This window comes from Thiomonas sp. UBA7699 (genome assembly GCF_002482605.1).
In the GTDB taxonomy this organism is placed as follows: domain Bacteria; phylum Pseudomonadota; class Gammaproteobacteria; order Burkholderiales; family Burkholderiaceae_C; genus Thiomonas; species Thiomonas arsenitoxydans.
In genome coordinates this window covers 34426-50558 of the sequence record NZ_DLGH01000007.1, presented here as the reverse complement: position 1 = coordinate 50558, position 16133 = coordinate 34426, and the positions used below count along the sequence as shown (strand labels likewise).

18 protein-coding genes are annotated in these 16133 nt (G+C 63.7%); 12 read left to right on the top strand and 6 right to left on the bottom strand.

The genetic code is table 11. The annotated features are described in order from the left end of the window. From smc to B3H47_RS02945, 6 genes are all read left to right on the top strand, one after another. Positions 1-2355 (top strand): chromosome segregation protein SMC (gene smc, locus B3H47_RS02970; protein WP_286985979.1); only part of this gene is annotated, 2355 nt, incomplete at its 5' end. 49 nt (positions 2356-2404) lie between these two features. Continuing rightward, entirely contained in the window at positions 2405-3460 is a 1056-nt protein-coding gene (locus B3H47_RS02965) for a cell division protein ZipA C-terminal FtsZ-binding domain-containing protein (RefSeq protein WP_286985977.1), read from the top strand. Between the two features lie 33 nt (positions 3461-3493). Then, positions 3494-5974: an NAD-dependent DNA ligase LigA gene (ligA, locus tag B3H47_RS02960; RefSeq protein WP_286985975.1), complete on the top strand. Its 2481-nt coding sequence runs from the start codon at positions 3494-3496 to the stop codon at positions 5972-5974. Between the two features lie 117 nt (positions 5975-6091). Further along, complete coding sequence (locus B3H47_RS02955) at positions 6092-6298, top strand: hypothetical protein (RefSeq protein WP_286985973.1); 207 nt, start codon at positions 6092-6094, stop codon at positions 6296-6298. After that, on the top strand, positions 6291-6506 hold the full coding sequence (locus B3H47_RS02950; protein ID WP_156052562.1) for a type II toxin-antitoxin system HicA family toxin: 216 nt from the start codon (positions 6291-6293) through the stop codon (positions 6504-6506). Before B3H47_RS02955 ends, B3H47_RS02950 begins: the two co-directional genes overlap by 8 nt. 26 nt (positions 6507-6532) lie before the next feature. After that, entirely contained in the window at positions 6533-7519 is a 987-nt protein-coding gene (locus B3H47_RS02945) for an ROK family protein (RefSeq protein ID WP_286985971.1), read from the top strand. Here the strand turns inward: B3H47_RS02945 and msrB are convergent. Further along, positions 7471-7917 (bottom strand): peptide-methionine (R)-S-oxide reductase MsrB, encoded by a 447-nt coding sequence (gene msrB / locus B3H47_RS02940; protein WP_286985970.1) that lies wholly within the window; start codon positions 7915-7917, stop codon positions 7471-7473. The genes B3H47_RS02945 and msrB overlap by 49 nt on opposite strands. Before the next feature lie 12 nt (positions 7918-7929). Beyond that, positions 7930-9471, bottom strand: a complete 1542-nt coding sequence (locus B3H47_RS02935) for a protein adenylyltransferase SelO (RefSeq protein WP_286985965.1) — start codon at positions 9469-9471, stop codon at positions 7930-7932. Between the two features lie 81 nt (positions 9472-9552). Here B3H47_RS02935 and B3H47_RS02930 point away from each other — a divergent pair, with 81 nt between their 5' ends. The 6 genes from B3H47_RS02930 to B3H47_RS02905 all read left to right on the top strand — a co-directional run bounded on the left by B3H47_RS02930 (position 9553) and on the right by B3H47_RS02905 (position 13189). Beyond that, the gene (locus B3H47_RS02930; RefSeq protein ID WP_286985962.1) at positions 9553-10065 is read left to right on the top strand and encodes a methylated-DNA--[protein]-cysteine S-methyltransferase; all 513 of its coding nucleotides are present in this window, start codon (positions 9553-9555) and stop codon (positions 10063-10065) included. Continuing rightward, positions 10058-11011, top strand: a complete 954-nt coding sequence (xerD, locus tag B3H47_RS02925; RefSeq protein WP_286985953.1) for a site-specific tyrosine recombinase XerD — start codon at positions 10058-10060, stop codon at positions 11009-11011. Before B3H47_RS02930 ends, xerD begins: the two co-directional genes overlap by 8 nt. Before the next feature lie 18 nt (positions 11012-11029). After that, on the top strand, positions 11030-11626 hold the full coding sequence (locus B3H47_RS02920; protein ID WP_286985952.1) for a MarC family protein: 597 nt from the start codon (positions 11030-11032) through the stop codon (positions 11624-11626). Between the two features lie 81 nt (positions 11627-11707). Beyond that, positions 11708-12208 carry a Crp/Fnr family transcriptional regulator gene (locus B3H47_RS02915; RefSeq protein ID WP_013105874.1) on the top strand — a complete coding sequence of 167 codons (501 nt, stop codon included), beginning with the start codon at positions 11708-11710 and terminating at the stop codon, positions 12206-12208. A 37-nt stretch (positions 12209-12245) separates the two neighbouring features. Then, positions 12246-12647 (top strand): DUF488 domain-containing protein, encoded by a 402-nt coding sequence (locus tag B3H47_RS02910; RefSeq protein ID WP_286985947.1) that lies wholly within the window; start codon positions 12246-12248, stop codon positions 12645-12647. Further along, on the top strand, positions 12644-13189 hold the full coding sequence (locus tag B3H47_RS02905) for a DUF924 family protein (RefSeq protein ID WP_286985942.1): 546 nt from the start codon (positions 12644-12646) through the stop codon (positions 13187-13189). Before B3H47_RS02910 ends, B3H47_RS02905 begins: the two co-directional genes overlap by 4 nt. Positions 13190-13199: 10 nt before the next feature. Here the strand turns inward: B3H47_RS02905 and B3H47_RS02900 are convergent, their stop codons facing one another. The 4 genes from B3H47_RS02900 to B3H47_RS02885 form a co-directional block, all read right to left on the bottom strand. Next, positions 13200-13712 carry a DUF2237 family protein gene (locus B3H47_RS02900; protein ID WP_013123131.1) on the bottom strand — a complete coding sequence of 171 codons (513 nt, stop codon included), beginning with the start codon at positions 13710-13712 and terminating at the stop codon, positions 13200-13202. 149 nt (positions 13713-13861) lie between these two features. Beyond that, positions 13862-14686: a ferritin-like domain-containing protein gene (locus tag B3H47_RS02895; protein ID WP_286985940.1), complete on the bottom strand. Its 825-nt coding sequence runs from the start codon at positions 14684-14686 to the stop codon at positions 13862-13864. Continuing rightward, positions 14683-15588: an SPFH domain-containing protein gene (locus B3H47_RS02890; protein ID WP_286985938.1), complete on the bottom strand. Its 906-nt coding sequence runs from the start codon at positions 15586-15588 to the stop codon at positions 14683-14685. The genes B3H47_RS02895 and B3H47_RS02890 overlap by 4 nt, the downstream gene beginning before the upstream one ends. A 39-nt stretch (positions 15589-15627) precedes the next feature. Beyond that, complete coding sequence (locus tag B3H47_RS02885) at positions 15628-16104, bottom strand: NfeD family protein (RefSeq protein WP_276710090.1); 477 nt, start codon at positions 16102-16104, stop codon at positions 15628-15630. Positions 16105-16133 lie beyond the last annotated feature (29 nt).

Here is a 16133-nt window from a genome sequence, read left to right as displayed (position 1 = left end):
GCCCAGCAGGCGCTGCAGGCCGAGGCGACACGGCAGCGCGGCCTCGGGCAGCAAATCCAGCAGTTGCAGCAGCGCGCCGAGCGGCTGCGCGCCGAGCAACGCGCCGTGGTCGCGCCCGACAGTCTGCGTCTGGCCGATCTGCAGCGGCAGCAAGAAACCCTCACCGACGCGCTCGACACCACCCGCGCGCAGCGCGAACAACTCGACGATACCTTGCCCGAGCTGCAACAGGCGCGGCAGCAGGCGCATCAGTCGCAGCAGGCCGCCGCCGCGCAGCTTGCCGCGACCAGCGCGCGCCTGGCTGCGCTCAAAGCCCTGCAGGAACGGGTGCTCACCGAAGGCAAGCTGCGGCCCTGGCTGGCCAAGCACGGGCTCGACGGCCTGTCGCAACTCTGGTCGCGCCTGCAGGTGGAAAACGGGCTGGAAACCGCGCTCGAAGCCGTGTTGCGCGAGCGCCTCTCCGCGCTGGAACTACGCCAGCTCGACATGGCCGCAGGCTTTGCCAGCGATGCGCCGCCGGCCAAGCTGGCGTTTTATTCAGCAGCGGTGCAGCCCCCGGCCACCGAAGCGCGGGCGATCTCCGTCCCGCCCGCAGGCTGTCGGCCCTTGCGCGAGGGCGTGCGCAGCGGTGATGCGGGGCTGGCCAGCTTGCTCGACGACTGGCTGACCGCCGTTTTTATCGCACCGACGCTGCAGCAGGCGCTGGCGCTGCGCGCCACTCTGCCTGCGCAGACCGTGCTGCTCACGCGCGAAGGCCACGCGGTGTCGCGCCAGAGCGTGAGTTTTTACGCCCCGGATTCCGAGCAGTCCGGCGTGCTCGCGCGGCAGCAGGAAATCGACAATCTGGAGCGCCAGATCAAGGCCGAGCAACTCATCGCCGAGCAAAGCCGCGCCCAGCTTCATCAGGCCGAACACGATCTGGGGCAGGCGCAGGAGCAGCTCGCCGCGCTGCAACGCCGCCAGCAACAAGACACCCAGCAACTGCACACCGTGCAGGTGGAACTGCTCAAACTCACCCAGCAGGCCGAGCAAAGCGCCGCGCGCAATGAGCAGATCGCCACCGACCTTGGCGACATCGACGCCCAGCAGGGTGAATTGCAGGCGCAGCAGGCCGAGAGCGAAGCGCGATTCGAGGAGCTAGACGCGCGCCTGGCCGACCAGCAGCAGCTGCAGGCCGATCTCGAAACCGAGGTGATGGCCGCGCAGCAGGCGCTCGCCGATGCGCGGGCGCAGCAGCGCCAGCTCGAATCACAAGCGGCCGAGAGCGGCTATGCGGTGCGCAGCCTGCAACAAAAGCGGGCCGATCTGCAACGCGAGGCGCAGATGGCGCTGGAACAGATCGCGCGTCAGACCAGCGCGCGCGAAGCGGCGCAGGCCGAACTCGCGCGGCTCAACGAAGAAAGCGCCCAAACCGGTCTGCAATCGGCGCTGGCCGAGCAGCAAAGCGTGCAAGCCGTGCTGGGCGCCCGCCGCAGCGAAGCCGACGACATCGCCCAGCAACTGCGAAAGCAGGAGGAGGCTCGGCTGACGCTCGACCGCGACCTCGACCCGCTGCGCCAGCGCATCACCGAATTGCAGCTCAAGGAGCAGGAGTTCCGGCTGCAGGCGGAGCAGTTCGCGCAGCAGCTCGCCGAGGCGCAGGCCGATATCGAAGCGGTGCGCGCCAGTCTGCCGACCGATGCCCAGGCCCCCGCGCTGGCGCGCGAGCATGAACGGCTGCAGCGCGACATCGCCGCGCTGGGGGCGGTGAATCTGGCCGCGCTCGACGAGCTGGGTCAGGCGCGCGAACGCAAACAGTTTCTCGACGCCCAGCTCGAAGACCTGCAGACCGCCATCACCACCCTCGAAGACGCCATCCGCAAGATCGACGCCGAAACCCGCGACATGCTGGCCACGACTTTCGAGCAGATCAACGACCACTTCGGCCGTATGTTCCCGCTGCTGTTCGGCGGCGGCAATGCGCGGCTCATCATCACCGGCGAGGAGATTCTCGACGCCGGGGTGCAGGTCATGGCGCAGCCGCCGGGCAAGAAGAACAGCTCGATTCACCTGCTCTCCGGCGGCGAAAAGGCGCTGGTGGCCATCGCCCTGGTGTTCGCCATCTTTCAGCTCAACCCCGCGCCGTTCTGTCTGCTCGATGAAGTGGACGCGCCGCTGGACGACGCCAATACCGAGCGCTACGCCCGGCTGGTCAAAGACATGTCGACGAGCACGCAGTTCCTGTTCATCTCGCACAACAAAATCGCGATGGAAATGGCCGACCAGCTCATCGGCGTGACCATGCAGGAGCAGGGCGTCTCACGCACCGTTGCCGTGGAAATGGACGCGGCGCTACGCTTTGCCCAGGCTGCTTGATCCACACACTAAGCCGCGCACACACTCACACACCCCCGAGGATTCCTGGATGGGACAGTTGCAAATCGCCTTGATCGTCATCGGCGCCATCATCATCGCCGCCGTCATTGCCTATAACACCTGGCAATCCGGCAAATTCAAGCGCCAGCGCGCCGCCGTCGAAGACGATGTGCAGACCGCGATCGAGCCAGCCGGGCTCGATACCCTGACCTCCGACACCCACGGCCACACGCTCGAACCCGTTGCGCTTAGCCCCGAAGTCGCCCCCAGGCCGCGGCTGATGCCCTTGCAGATCGACCCGCTGATCGACGCCATCGCCAGCTACCTGCTCGAACCCGTGCGTTCGGGCGAGGTGCTGCTGCCGCGCCTGCCCAAAACCGCGCGCGCCGGGGCCAAGCGCATGTTGTTCGAGGGCCGCAACGCCGAAACCGGGCAATGGGAGCCGCTGCAGCCGCAGCATCCCTACGCCGAACTGCAGGCCGCGGTGCAACTGAGCAACCGGGCCGGGCCGATCAATGCCATCGAGTTTTCCGAATTCATCGCCAAGTGCCACGAACTTGGCGAGGCGCTGAGTGTGGCGCCCGATCTGCCCGATATGGCCGAGGCCCTCGAGCAGGCCCGGTCGCTCGACGCCTTCGCCAACGACAACGACGCACAGCTCTCCATCACCCTGCGCGCCCGCAGCGTGCCCTGGGGCATCGACTTCCTGCGTCAGCGCGCCCAGGCTGCCGGTTTCGTTCCCGGCGCCGAGGCCGGGCGCATGGTGCTGCTCTATCAAGATGTGGAGCAGGCGCCCACGCCGCTGGTGCATCTGCAATTCGACGCCCGCGCCGACCTTTCCGACAGCGCCGCCGCCGTCAGCCATGCCACCTTGCTGCTGGAAGTGCCGCAGGCTCCGGCCGCGCAAAAGCCCTTCGGCCGTATGCGCCAGGCCGCCCGTGAACTGGCGACCGCACTCGACGCCGCCGTGGTGGACGACAACAACGCCCCCTTGGCCGACGCCGCGCTCGACCACATCGAAAAACAGCTCGATCTGCTGTACGAAGTGCTGGAACAACGCGGCCTGCCCGCAGGCTCCGCCGCCGCGCAGCGGCTGTTTTCTTGACGCACAGGCTTTGACGACCCGCTTGCTTTCCTGATGACCCAGCCCGATCTTTTCACGCAGCCCGCCGAGCGCGCGGCGCAATTGCGCGCCGAAATCGCCCGCCTCGATCACGCCTACTACGTGCTCGACGCCCCGCTGGCGCCCGATGCCGACTACGACGCGCTGTTTCGGGAGTTGCAGCAAATCGAGGCCGATCATCCCGAGCTACGCACCCCCGACTCGCCGACCCAGCGCGTGGGCGGCGCGCCCCTGCCCGAGTTCGCCCCGGTGCGGCACGCCGTGCCCATGCTGTCCATCCAGACCGAAACCGACACCACGCCCGAAGGCGCGGTGGCTTTCGACCAGCGGGTGCGCAACCGCCTCGGCCTGAGCGCCGACGATCCACCCGTGAACTACTGCGCCGAACTGAAGTTCGACGGCCTGGCCATCAGCCTGCGCTACGAGCACGGCCAGCTGGTGCAGGCGGCCACCCGCGGCGACGGCGAAACCGGCGAAGACGTCACGCAGAACGTGCGCACCATACGCAGCGTGCCGCTGCAATTGCGCGGCAACCCACCGGCGGTGCTCGAAGTGCGCGGCGAAGCCCTGATGAAGCGCGCCGACTTCGAGCGCTACAACGCCCGCCAGCGCGACAAGGGCCTGCCCACCCTGGTCAACCCGCGCAACGGCGCGGCGGGCAGCATTCGCCAGCTCGACCCGGCCATCGCCGCACAGCGCCCGCTGGCCTTCTACGCCTACGGCTGGGGCGAGATTGTCGGCTGGGCGCAGCAGCCCGAAACTCACCACGCCATGCTCGATGCCTTCGAGACCTTCGGCCTGCCCGTTGCCCCGCAGCGCGTGCATGGCCCCGGCGCGCAAACCCTCATCGACTTCCACGCCCGCATCGCCGCCGAGCGCGACAGCCTGCCCTTCGACATCGACGGCGTGGTCTACAAGGTCGATAGTCTCGCTCTGCAGCGCGAACTGGGCTTTCGCAACCGCGAGCCGGTGTGGGCCGTGGCGCACAAATACCCCGCGCAGGAACGCAGCACCAAGGTCATCGGCATCGACATTCAGGTCGGCCGTACCGGCAAGCTCACCCCGGTCGCCAAGCTGGAGCCCGTGTTCGTCGGCGGCGTAACCGTGACCAACGCCACCCTGCATAACGAGGACGAAGTGCGCCGCAAAGACGTGCGCGTGGGCGACACCGTCATCGTGCGCCGCGCGGGCGACGTGATTCCCGAAGTCGTCAGCGTCCAACTCGACCGGCGTCCGACGGATGTGGGCGCACCGTTCGATCTTTACAAGGTGCTGGATGGCCGCTGTCCGGTTTGTGGAGGGTCAATCGAGCGTCGACCGGGGGAGGCTGATTGGCGTTGTGTGGCTGGATTGGCATGCCCAGCCCAATTAAAAAGGGCGGTACAGCATTTCTGCAGTCGGCTAGCTCTCGATATTGAAGGATTTGGTGAGGAAATCGTCGATGTATTAGTTGATCAGGGATTGATTAAGAATCTTGCTGACGTGTACAAACTTAAAAAACAAAATCTCATCGGATTGCATCTTGGAGGTAACTCCTCAATCCAGGAGCTTATGGCGTCTAATTTGGTTGAATCAATTGAAAGATCGCGGAAAGTGCCGTTACACCGCTTCATATATGCTTTGGGTATCGATGGCGTGGGCGAGGTGACGGCGCGTGACATCGCTATTTTTTACGGCGATCTGGATCCATTCCTCAAGGCATCTCGCTGTACTCACATGCTTATTGATGGAATTGGCTTATCTATCGCGGCAGGCATTGAAGATTTTTTTGCAGACAAAAAAAATCTTGAAGTCATTTCATCTTTGCGTAATGATTTAACAATAGAAAAAAGCAAAAAAAGCATACCGGACGATCTTTTTAAAAGATTTCTTTTGAATTTAAAGGAAATTGATTTTAATAAGGGGAAAAGTGAGCGAACTCTCGCTGGAATCGGTAAGACTTCTATTATTGAAATATCAGAAAAATATTTAACAATAGATAATTTTATTAAGTCTGACGTGAATAATTCAACAGAGATTCGTTTGAAGAATTTTATGTCAGAAAGCATAATTTGTGCTAGTTCCATTGATTTTATTCGATTAGCTGAGATGGATCTCAACTTAAAAAAAACAACAGCGCGAACGAAAATTTCTGATAAGTTGGAGCGAATTTTGTATTCTAAATTCGGCTTAACTGAAGAGCAAATTAAAACAATCTCAGAGTCTGAGGGTTGGGCTCTAGTCTATGCTGCGTCAGGCAATAATAAAAGAAACAAACGCTTAACGCTGTCTGTATGTTTTACCGGATTTTCTTCGGTTGAAAAGGAAAATTTGGAAAATGTTGCGCGCCAGAATGGGGTCGAAGTAAAATCATCAGTAGTAAATAATTTAACTTTTCTAGTTGCCGGAGAAAAGCCTGGCCCCGCGAAATTAAACAAGGCCCACGAAATGAAAATACCTGTGATTGACCGGGAAGGCTTTAATCAATTTATTGAAACAGGTGAAATCCCAAGTTGATGAGAGCTTTGCATTCGGCCTCGCCCTCAGTGGTACCAAAATCGAATGTTTGGTGCCGCCACCCGGATTAAGCTACGCATCCAATAGCAAATTTATTTTCTCCCCTGGAGGCAAGTCATGGAACTAACCGCCGTACTAACCCCCGCCGAAGAAGGCGGTTACGTTGCTTTGAATCCAGAAACAGGCACAACGACGCAAGGTGAAACCATCGAGGAAGCCATCGCCAACCTCCAAGAGGCGACGACGCTCTATCTGTCCGAGTTTCCTGTCGCCACGTCAGGGCACCCGCTGATTACTACATTCAGCGTTCCTGCACATGCCTAAGTTGCCTCACGTTTCGGGGGCTGCGGTAGTTCGAGCCTTGGAGCGTCTGGGGTTCCAGAAGATTCGCCAATCCGGAAGCCATGTCATCATGCGTCGTGGCACCAAAGGCTGTGTGGTTCCACTGCATGATGAAGTCAAAGCAGGCACATTGGCAGGCATTTTGCGTCAGGCCGAGGTATCGCCTGACGAATTCATCGCTGCTCTGTAAACGTGATACCCAACCCACCCAGCAACGTGGACCGGTCTAAACCGACGGCCTATCTCGGCCTCGATTTGGGCGGCACCAAGATCGAGGTGGCGGCGCTCGACGGCGATGGGCGGTTTTTGCTGCGCGAGCGGTGCGACACGCCGCAGGGCGACTATGCCGCGACCATCGAGGCCATCGCCGCGCTGGTGGCGGCGTCCGATGGGCAACTCGGCTGCAGGCTGCCGCTGGGCGCGGCGATTCCGGGTTCGGTGTCGCCGGTTTCCGGGCTGATCCGCAACGCCAATTCCACCGTGCTCAATGGTCGCCCGCTGCTGCAAGACCTGCAACGGCGGTTGGATCGGCCTGTGCGCTTACACAACGATGCCAACTGTCTGGCGATCAGCGAGGCGGTGGACGGCGCGGGGCAGGGCGCTCGCATGGTGTTTGCGGTGATTCTGGGCACTGGCGTGGGCGCGGGCATCGCCATCGACGGCGCGGATTGGCTGGGCTGCAATGGGGTGGCGGGGGAGTGGGGCCACAACCCGCTGCCCTGGCCGCGCCTGCCATCTGCCTGGCGCGAACTGCCGGGGCCGCGCTGTTGGTGTGGTTTGCAGGGCTGCATCGAAACCTGGCTGAGTGGGCCGGGCTTCGTCGCCGATCATTTCGCGCGGATTGGGCAAGCGAGGGGCCAGCAACGCAGCGCCAAGGAGCTGATCGCAGCCATGCGCGCGGGTGATCGCGCCGCGCGGGCGAGTTTTATCCGCTATGCCGACCGGCTGGCCCGGGCGCTGGCGCAGGTCATCAATCTGCTTGATCCGGACGTCATCGTGCTGGGCGGCGGCATGAGCAATGTGACTGAGCTGTACGACGAAGTGCCGCGCCGCTGGGGCGCCTGGGTGTTTTCCGATACGGTGCGCACCCGGCTGCTGCCCGCGCAGCATGGCGATTCTTCCGGGGTGCGCGGGGCGGCCTGGTTGTGGCGCGATCAGCTTCGCTCGGTTGCGCCTTCTTCTCCCTCTTCGCCTTCCGCCTGACGCTCTGAAAAATCGAGCGCGGCCGAGTTGATGCAGTAGCGCAGGCCGGTGGGATTGGGGCCGTCGGGGAAGACGTGGCCGAGATGCGCGCCGCATTGCCCGCACTGCACTTCGGTGCGCACCATGCCGTGACTGACGTCGCGTACTTCGCGGATCACGGCTTGCGCGGCGGGCTGCCAGAAGCTGGGCCAGCCGCTGCCCGATTCGAACTTGGTGCGCGAGTCGAACAGCGGCGTGCCGCAGCAGACGCAGCGATAGACGCCGTCGCCGTGGTGGTCCCAGTACAGGCCGGTGAACGGCGGCTCGGTGGCGCTGCAACGCGTCACGCGGTATTGCTCCTCGCTCAGTTTGCTGCGCCAGAGGGCGTCATTCGTGTCTTCGGGGGTGGGCTTGGACATGATGCTTTCCTTTCAAGAGGAGCAGGACAGGCAGGCGGGCGGCGCGTGTTCCGGCGGGGGTTCAGCGTAATGCGCTGGCGCGGCGTGCGCGTCGAAAGGCCGCGTGAGCGCGTGCAGCAGGCGGCGCACTTCGCTGAAGTCGCCGACCTCGGCTTGGGCGATGGCGGCCTGCGCCAGATGGTGGCGCAGCACCACGAGGGGATTGACGGCATTCATCGCCACGGCGCGCGCTCCGTCGTCGCGGCCTTCCGCCCGCAGGCGCTCGCGGTAGCGGGCCGCCCAGTCGGCGAAGCGTTGCGGCTCGCGCGCGAATTGCGCTGCGAGGGCGGGGGGGATGGGCGCGTGTGCGTCGGCGGCAAGCTGGGCGAGATGGCGAAAGCTCAGCGTCCAGTCGCTGCGGTTGGCCGCCATGGTGTCGAGCAGATCCTGAAACAGATCGCCGTCGCCAGGATGCGGCTCGGTCAGCCCGAGCTTGGCGGCGAGTTGCTGCTGCATGGCTTGCACATACTGCGGGCGAAATTGATCGACCGCGGCCAGCGCCGATTCGGGCTTGTCGATCAGTGGCAGCAGGGCTTGGCCCAGCGCCAGCAGATTCCAATGCGCCACGGCGGGCTGTCGGCCGTAGGCGTAGCGCCCGCCGCGGTCGGTGGTGTTGGGGGTGTGCAGCGGGTCGTAGGCGTCGAGAAAGGCGAAAGGGCCGTAATCGATGGTCCAACCCAGGATGGACATATTGTCGGTATTCATCACCCCGTGAATGAAGCCCACGGCCTGCCACTGGGCGATGAGCCGCGCGGTGCGGGCCACCACCCATTGCAATAGCGCCAGCGCGGGCTGCGGGGCGTCGGCGCAGTCGGGGCAGTATTGGGCGATCACCCAGTCGGTCAGCGCGCGCAACTGCTCGGTCTGCCCGCTGTAGCTGAAATGCTCGAAATGCCCGAAGCGCACGAAACTCGGACTCAGCCGGGTGACCATGGCCGCGGTTTCGATGCGCTCGCGCCGCACCGGGCGGCTCGATCCCACCAGGCACAGCGCCCGCGTGGTCGGGATGCCCAGCGCCGCCATGGCTTCCGAGCACAAAAATTCGCGGATGGAAGAACGCAGCACCGCCCAGCCGTCGCCCATGCGCGAAAACGGCGTGCGGCCGCTGCCCTTGAATTGCACTTCCCAGCGGGCATAGCCGCCGCTGTGCCGCCCGCCACTGGCATCTGGCCAGTCGCCCAGCAGCAGCGCGCGGCCGTCGCCAAGCTGCCCCGCCCAGTTGCCGAACTGATGTCCGGCGTACACCGTGGCACGGCTGCCGCCGCTGATCGCCGCGACATGGCCGCCGAAAGCCCGCGCCCAGTCCTGCTCGTCTTGCGGGGTGACGGGCGCAGTCAGGCCGACCAGCGCCGCGGCGTCGGCGCTGGTGGCCACCAGCACGGGGTCGGGCAGGGGGCTGACCGCGACCGGCACGCTGAATGCGTCGCCTAAGGCGGCAAACTGCTGCGCCAGCGGCGGCCAAGAGCGGCTCGCGGGGGGAGCAGAAGCGGGAAAATCCAGAGCAGCGGAAGTCATGCCTGCATTCTCGGAGAAAGCCGCAGCCCCGGTGGGTATCGGGGTATCCTGTGCGTCTGCTTTTTGCCTGATGTTCAAGCCATGCCGCTCACACAAAATCCGGCCCATCCAGATGCGGTCATCGCGTTGCCTTTCGGTCGCATGGGCCTGTTCTGCACCGACGACGTGGTGTTGCGCCTGGAATATCTTCCGCCAGAAACCCCTCTCACCCCGCCCTCCACGCCGCTATGCCGCGCTGTGGCTGCGCAACTGAGCGCCTACGGTGACGATCCGGCGTATCGCTTCGATCTCCCGCTGGCGGCGGCGGGCACGGAGTTTCAGCGCCGGGTCTGGGCGCTGTTGCAGCAAATTCCGCCAGGTCAGACGCGCACTTATGGCGATGCCGCGCTGGAGTTGCACAGCGCAGCACGGGCCGTGGGGCAGGCTTGCGCCGCCAATCCCTTCGCCCCCGTAGTGCCATGTCACCGCATCGTCGCGCAAGGCGGGCTGGGCGGATTTGCCCATTCCACCGCGCAAGACGGGTATCTGCTGGGCATCAAACGCTGGCTGCTGCAGCATGAAGCCAGCTTGCGATCGGCTCGTCCCCATGCCTGAAGCCCCGCTTTACCTCGAATGGCCGCCCGCGCCCGAAGCTTGCGCCGCCACGATCGACCGGTTCTGCGACGCCCTCTGGCTGGAAGACGGCCTCTCGCCCAACACCCTCGCCGCCTACCGCCGCGACCTCACCCTGATGGCGCGCTGGCTGGCTTTTTCGCAGCGCCCGCCCTTGATCGAGGCGACGCTGCGCGATGTGCAGGCGTATATCGCCGCCCGTTTCATGCAAAGCAAAGCCACCTCGTCCAACCGGCGACTGGTGGTGTTGCGCCGCTTTTACCGCTGGGCGTTGCGTGAGCACTTGCGCACCGACGACCCCACGCTGCAGCTCGACACCGCCCGCCAGCCACCGCGCCGCCCCAAGACCCTGAGCGAAGCGCAGGTGGAAGCGCTGCTCGCCGCACCCGAGGTGGAGACGCCGCTGGGCCTGCGCGACCGCGCCATGCTCGAACTGCTCTACGCCAGCGGCCTGCGGGTGAGCGAGCTGGTGGCGCTGCCGGTGGTGCGCGTGTCGCTCGATCAGGGCGTGGTGCAGATTGCGGGCAAAGGCGGCAAAGAGCGACTCGTGCCGTTCGGCAGCGCCGCGCAAGACTGGCTGCAGAACTACCTGCGCACTGCGCGCCATGAGTTGCTGCAGGGGCGCGACAGCCCCTTTCTGTTCGTCACCGCGCGCAGCGGGCAAAGCGCCCGCGAAACCACCGGCATGACGCGGCAGATGTTCTGGATGCGCATCAAGGCCTATGCGCGCAAGGCCGGCATCGACGTACCGCTGTCGCCCCACACCCTGCGCCACGCTTTCGCCACCCATCTGCTCAACCACGGCGCCGACCTGCGTGTGGTGCAATTGCTGCTCGGTCATGCCGATATTTCCACCACGCAGATCTACACCCACATCGCGCGCGAACGGCTCAAGACGCTGCACGCCCGCCACCACCCCCGCGCCTGATCGCGCTCAAGCCCCGCTATGGCCCAAGACAATTTCTGGTCCGCCTTCGTCCTGCTGCTGCTGATCCTCGATCCCTTCGGCAATCTGCCGTTTTTCATCGCGGTCATGCGCAAGCTGCCGATTCAGCGTCGCCTACCCGTGGCGATGCGCGAAATCGGCATCGCCTACGTCGTGCTGCTGGCTTTCATGTTCGGCGGACACGGTTTTCTGAAACTGATGAACCTCAGCCAGCCTTCCATCGAAGTGGCCGGCGGGGTCATTTTGCTGCTGGTGGCGATCAAGATGATTTTCTCCACCACGTCTGAAATTTTCGGCGGCGAGGGCGGACGCGAACCCTTGATCTTCCCCCTGGCCGTACCGCTGCTGGCCGGGCCGTCCGCTCTCGCCACAGTCTTGCTGCTGGCCTCGCGCCAGCCCGGCGAAATCTGGACCTGGGTGGGCGCGCTCAGCTCGGCGGTGGCCGTCACCGGCGGGTTGCTGCTGATGAGCGAAACCCTGCTCAAGTGGCTGGGCGACTCGGTGATGAACGCCGCCGAAAAACTCATGGGCCTCATCCTCACCGCCATTGCCGTCAATATGCTGCTGTCGGGTATTCGCAGCTATTTCGGGCTATGAATTCGCCAGTGCTGCCGATAGCATGCCTCTGTGCAACGCTTTGAAGCGATTTCCCTCCAACCTACTCAGCAATCAATCACCATGGAACGCCTGACTTTCACCCCGGAAGACCGCGAAGCCCTGGCCCATTTTCTGGGTCAGCTCGTGGACACCACCATCCTCACTCGCCGAGAAATTCATGACTTTCTCGACTACTGCGATCTCATGGCGCCGAAAAAAGGCGAAGTCATCGCCGATATCGGCCAGGTCGGCGAGAGCCTGTTTTTCGTGCTCGAAGGGCAGGGCTGCCTGATGGCGCAGTTGCCCGAAAGCGAAATGGAAATCGGCAAGATCATGCCCGGAGAAATGCTCGGCGAGATGAGCTTTTTCGACCGCAAGCCGCGCGAAATCCGCCTGCGCGCTGGCGAAGACACCCGCCTGCTGCGCATCAGCCGCGCCATGTACAACCGTCTGCGTCTTGAGCGCCCGCTGCTCGCCGTGCTGCTGCTCGAAGTGGCCATCATCAGCCTCGATCACCTCTACCGCCGCACCTCCTCGGAGATGGCGCAGATCAACCGTTATATGTACCGCACCGGGCGGTAAACGCCGTACCGCCCGCCGTTTCGCCCGCTGTTTCGTCATGACCGCGCCACGACTCGATCTGCAGATTCGGCGGGCCTACGACCCGCCGAGTTCTGACGACGGCACGCGCATCCTCATCGACCGCCTCTGGCCGCGCGGTCTGCGCAAAGACGGCGCCCACATCGACCATTGGTTGAAAGACCTCGCGCCCAGCCCGGCGCTGCGCGTCTGGTTCGGCCATGAGCCGGAGCGTTTTGCCGAGTTTTCAAAGCGCTACACGGCCGAGCTCGATGCCTTGGCGGATGACGCTGCGGCCCTACAAACCCTGGGCGAAGCGCTGCGGGCAGGGCGCGTCACCCTGCTGTTCGCTGCGCACGACCCGCAAATCAACCACGCCCGGGTGCTCGAAGACTGGCTGCGTCGGCCGCACGGCTGGCTCTCGGCAAGAAAGGCCAAATGATCTTCGCGCCCGATGCCGTCCTCGATTTCTGGTTTCGCGAAATCGAGCCCGCGCAATGGTTTAAATCCGACCCGGCTTTCGACGCGCTGCTGCGCACGCGTTTCGGTGCACTTCATAACCAGGCGGTGCGCTGTGAACTGTTTACGTGGAGATCTACGCCGCAGGGTCGGCTGGCGGAAATCATCGTGCTCGACCAGTTTTCGCGCAATCTGTTCCGGGGCGATCCGCGCGCCTTCGCCGCCGATGCGCAGGCGCTCACCCTCGCGCAGGAGGCGGTGGCCTGCGGCGCCGATCAGGCGCTGACGCAGCAACAGCGCATCTTTGCGTACATGCCCTATATGCACAGCGAATCGGCCTCGATTCATGTCGTGGCCGAAACCCTGTTCCGCGCCAACGGACTGGCGAACAACCTCGACTTCGAGCTACGCCACAAGGCCATCATCGACCGCTTTGGCCGCTACCCCCACCGCAACGCCATCCTCGGGCGGGAATCGACGGTCGAGGAAATTGAATTTTTGAAGCTGCCGGGCTCCAGTTTCTGAGTGCCACCCCCTACGGAAGCTGAGGGGGCGGCAAATGGGCGGGCGGGTCTACCGCATGCTTGGCCAGATCGTCCAGAAATAAGGAGTCCAGCACGTCCTTGCTCGTCGCAGCAAGAACAACCTTGGGTGCCACACCGGCGTCAAGTGCTTGCTGCCAGCGCCCAGCACAGACGCACCAGTGGTCGCCGGGTTTCAACCCAGGGAAGCGCAGTTTTGGGTTGGGTGTGGACAGATCATTGCCTTGCGATTTTGTGTATGCGAGGAACTGTGCGTCCATCAAAGCGCACACGCCATGCACTCCAGCGTCCTGTGCTGTCACCGCGCAGTAGCCGTTGCGCAAATATCCCGTCTGTGGAGCCTGGCTGCAAGATTGCAAAGGCTGATTCAGGACATTGAGCAAGGCCGGATCGGCCTCAGACTTATTGGGCGTTTGCGCAAACGCGGAGGTTGAAATCAAGACCGTACCAAGGCATGCGATGCTGGACGCAAAAAAACGACGGTAGTGCGCGGTGATGGTTGCCAAAACTCTTCTCCGAACCCAAACGAGGCTCAAGAATATGGCGCTGTGAGTGCCCTCATCCGTTGTGAGGGGGATTTGACGTCGCGTACCCAATTAGCCAGGGCCGTGCACGGAGCGTTTTTGCGCCCGTCAGCAGGCGAAGCGAGCAGGCGTTAGATCGCGCGCTCAAGCTGGGCTAGCTCTTCAGCGCTGAACCCCGCCTGCAGCCGTGCGTGGCGATTGAACGGAGGTTTGATCCGCGGGGCGTCGAAAGCGGCGGCCAGTTCGTCGTGTGCGGTGAGGGGGTTGCGGCCCGTCTGGGTGCAGGCCCAGTGATACCAGCGGTTGCCGATGGCAACATGGCCGATTTCGTCGGCCAGAATGTGGTCGAGAATTTCCGCGCCGCGCGCATCGCCAGCGGCGGCCAGCTTGGCGCGAATGCTGGGGTTCACGTCCAGCCCCCGGGCTTCGAGGGTGCGCGGCACCAGCGCCATGCGGGCGAGAACATCGCCAGCGGTTTTTTCGGCCATGTCCCACAGGCCGTTGTGGGCGGGAAAGTCGCCGTATTCAGCGCCGATCCCGCACAGGTGATTGCGCAGCAGGGTGAAGTGTTCGGCTTCTTCGGCGGCCACGCGAATCCAGTCGCGGTAAAAATCTTCAGGCAAATTCTGAAAACGCCACACGGCATCGAGGGCGAGGTTGATGGCGTTGAACTCGATGTGCGCAATGGAGTGCAGCAGGGCGGCGTGACCCTTGGGGTCGCGCGGGTTGCGGCGGGGCATCTGTTGCGCGGGGATCAGTTCAGGCTTTTCCGGGCGGCCGGGGAGGGCGGCGTTTGGCGGCCTCTGCACACAGGTGGGCGGATCGATGCTCACGCGCCCTTGGCGCAGATCGTCGCGCAGGGCCAGCGCCAGCGCTACCTTGTGCGCCGGGTCGGGCTCGATCAGTGCGGCCAATGCGGCCTGGCGCGCCGAGCTGGAAGAGATGGGCGCACTCACTGTGTTTTCTTCAGCACCGTCATGGCCGAGGCGATGAGGCCGGCGGCCTGGCTCATGTCTCCAGGCACGATGAGGGTGGTGCTCGATTTGGCGAGGTTGGCATAAGTGTCCAGACCTTGCTGGGCAACCTTGAGCTGCACGGCTTCGGCGCCGCCGGGTTTTTGAATGGCATTGGCCACGACTTCCAGCGCGTGCGCGGTGGCGTCGGCCACGGCCTCGATGGCGGCGGCTTCGCCTTGCGCATTGTTGATGGCCGCCTGCTTCTGCCCCTCAGATCGCGCGATGAAGGCCTGGCGCTCGCCTTCGGCGACGTTGATGGCCTGCTGACGCGCACCTTCCGAGGTGGCGATCACGGCGCGCTTTTCACGCTCGGCGGTGATCTGGCGCTGCATGGCGTGCAGGATTTCGTTCGGCGGTGTGAGGTCCTTGATTTCGTAGCGCAACACCTTCACGCCCCAGGTGGCGGCGGCATCGTCGAGAGAATTCACCACGCTGTGATTGATGAACTCGCGTTCTTCGAAAGTCTTGTCGAGTTCGAGCTTGCCGATCACCGAGCGCAACGTCGTCTGCGCCAGTTGGGTGATGGCGACGATGTAGTTCGACGAGCCGTAGCTGGCACGCATGGCGTCGGTCACCTGGAAATACAGCACGCCGTCCACGGTGAGCTGGGTGTTGTCTTTGGTGATACAGATCTGGCTGGGCACGTCGAGCGGAATTTCTTTCAGCGAGTGTTTGTAGGCCACGCTGTCGATGAAGGGAATGATGATGTTCAGCCCCGGTTGCAGGGTGGCGTGGTAGCGGCCGAGACGCTCCAGAATCCAGGCGTTTTGCTGTGGCACGATCTTGATGCCGCGGCTGACGAACAGCACGGCGATGACGGCCAGGATGATGGCGATTTCCATGAAAGACTCCCTTGGGTTGATCAAAGCGGGCTAAGCGCGTCAGCCCGGATTATGTTGTGCATACGTGTCGAGCGATGGCGCGGCTTGTGCGCCGGGCAGCGGTTCGATCAGCAGCACATTGCCGTCTTGCCCGGCAATGCGGTGCGGGCCGGTTTGCAGCGGGCCACGCCGCAGCAGCCGCGCAGACCAGTCCGAACCCCGGTAATGCACCCGCGCCACGCCGTCTGCCGACCAGGCGGACACATCGACCGTGGCGCCGAGGTCGAGGTTGTCGTGCCGCACATCGGCGGCGGTGCGTTTACCGAAAATACGCCGGGTCAGATACAACGCGATCACCGCGCCGCCGCCCACCACGGTGAACGCCACCCAATGCCAGGGCATGGGCAGCCCGGCATGCGCCGCCAGTGCGCCGGCCACGGCGCCCACGGCCAGCATGAGCAAATAGAAGGTGCCGCTGACCAGTTCCATCGCGACAAAGAAACCGGCCAGAATCCACCAGGCGGTCGGGTTGTCCATCTCGGGTGCTCCCAATATTGATGGCGCGA

What these genes read in the sequence shown, in the direction of transcription:
- B3H47_RS02905 (WP_286985942.1), top strand. Translation starts at nt 12,644, where the DNA reads ATGATCTTCGCGCCCGATGCCGTCCTCGATTTCTGGTTTCGCGAAATC.
- B3H47_RS02910 (WP_286985947.1), top strand. Translation starts at nt 12,246, where the DNA reads ATGACCGCGCCACGACTCGATCTGCAGATTCGGCGGGCCTACGACCCG.
- B3H47_RS02915 (WP_013105874.1), top strand. Translation starts at nt 11,708, where the DNA reads ATGGAACGCCTGACTTTCACCCCGGAAGACCGCGAAGCCCTGGCCCAT.
- ligA (WP_286985975.1), top strand. Translation starts at nt 3,494, where the DNA reads ATGACCCAGCCCGATCTTTTCACGCAGCCCGCCGAGCGCGCGGCGCAA.
- B3H47_RS02955 (WP_286985973.1), top strand. Translation starts at nt 6,092, where the DNA reads ATGGAACTAACCGCCGTACTAACCCCCGCCGAAGAAGGCGGTTACGTT.
- B3H47_RS02885 (WP_276710090.1), bottom strand. Translation starts at nt 16,104, where the DNA reads ATGGACAACCCGACCGCCTGGTGGATTCTGGCCGGTTTCTTTGTCGCG.
- B3H47_RS02920 (WP_286985952.1), top strand. Translation starts at nt 11,030, where the DNA reads ATGGCCCAAGACAATTTCTGGTCCGCCTTCGTCCTGCTGCTGCTGATC.
- msrB (WP_286985970.1), bottom strand. Translation starts at nt 7,917, where the DNA reads ATGTCCAAGCCCACCCCCGAAGACACGAATGACGCCCTCTGGCGCAGC.
- B3H47_RS02950 (WP_156052562.1), top strand. Translation starts at nt 6,291, where the DNA reads ATGCCTAAGTTGCCTCACGTTTCGGGGGCTGCGGTAGTTCGAGCCTTG.
- B3H47_RS02890 (WP_286985938.1), bottom strand. Translation starts at nt 15,588, where the DNA reads ATGGAAATCGCCATCATCCTGGCCGTCATCGCCGTGCTGTTCGTCAGC.
- B3H47_RS02930 (WP_286985962.1), top strand. Translation starts at nt 9,553, where the DNA reads ATGCCGCTCACACAAAATCCGGCCCATCCAGATGCGGTCATCGCGTTG.
- B3H47_RS02935 (WP_286985965.1), bottom strand. Translation starts at nt 9,471, where the DNA reads ATGACTTCCGCTGCTCTGGATTTTCCCGCTTCTGCTCCCCCCGCGAGC.
- B3H47_RS02965 (WP_286985977.1), top strand. Translation starts at nt 2,405, where the DNA reads ATGGGACAGTTGCAAATCGCCTTGATCGTCATCGGCGCCATCATCATC.
- xerD (WP_286985953.1), top strand. Translation starts at nt 10,058, where the DNA reads ATGCCTGAAGCCCCGCTTTACCTCGAATGGCCGCCCGCGCCCGAAGCT.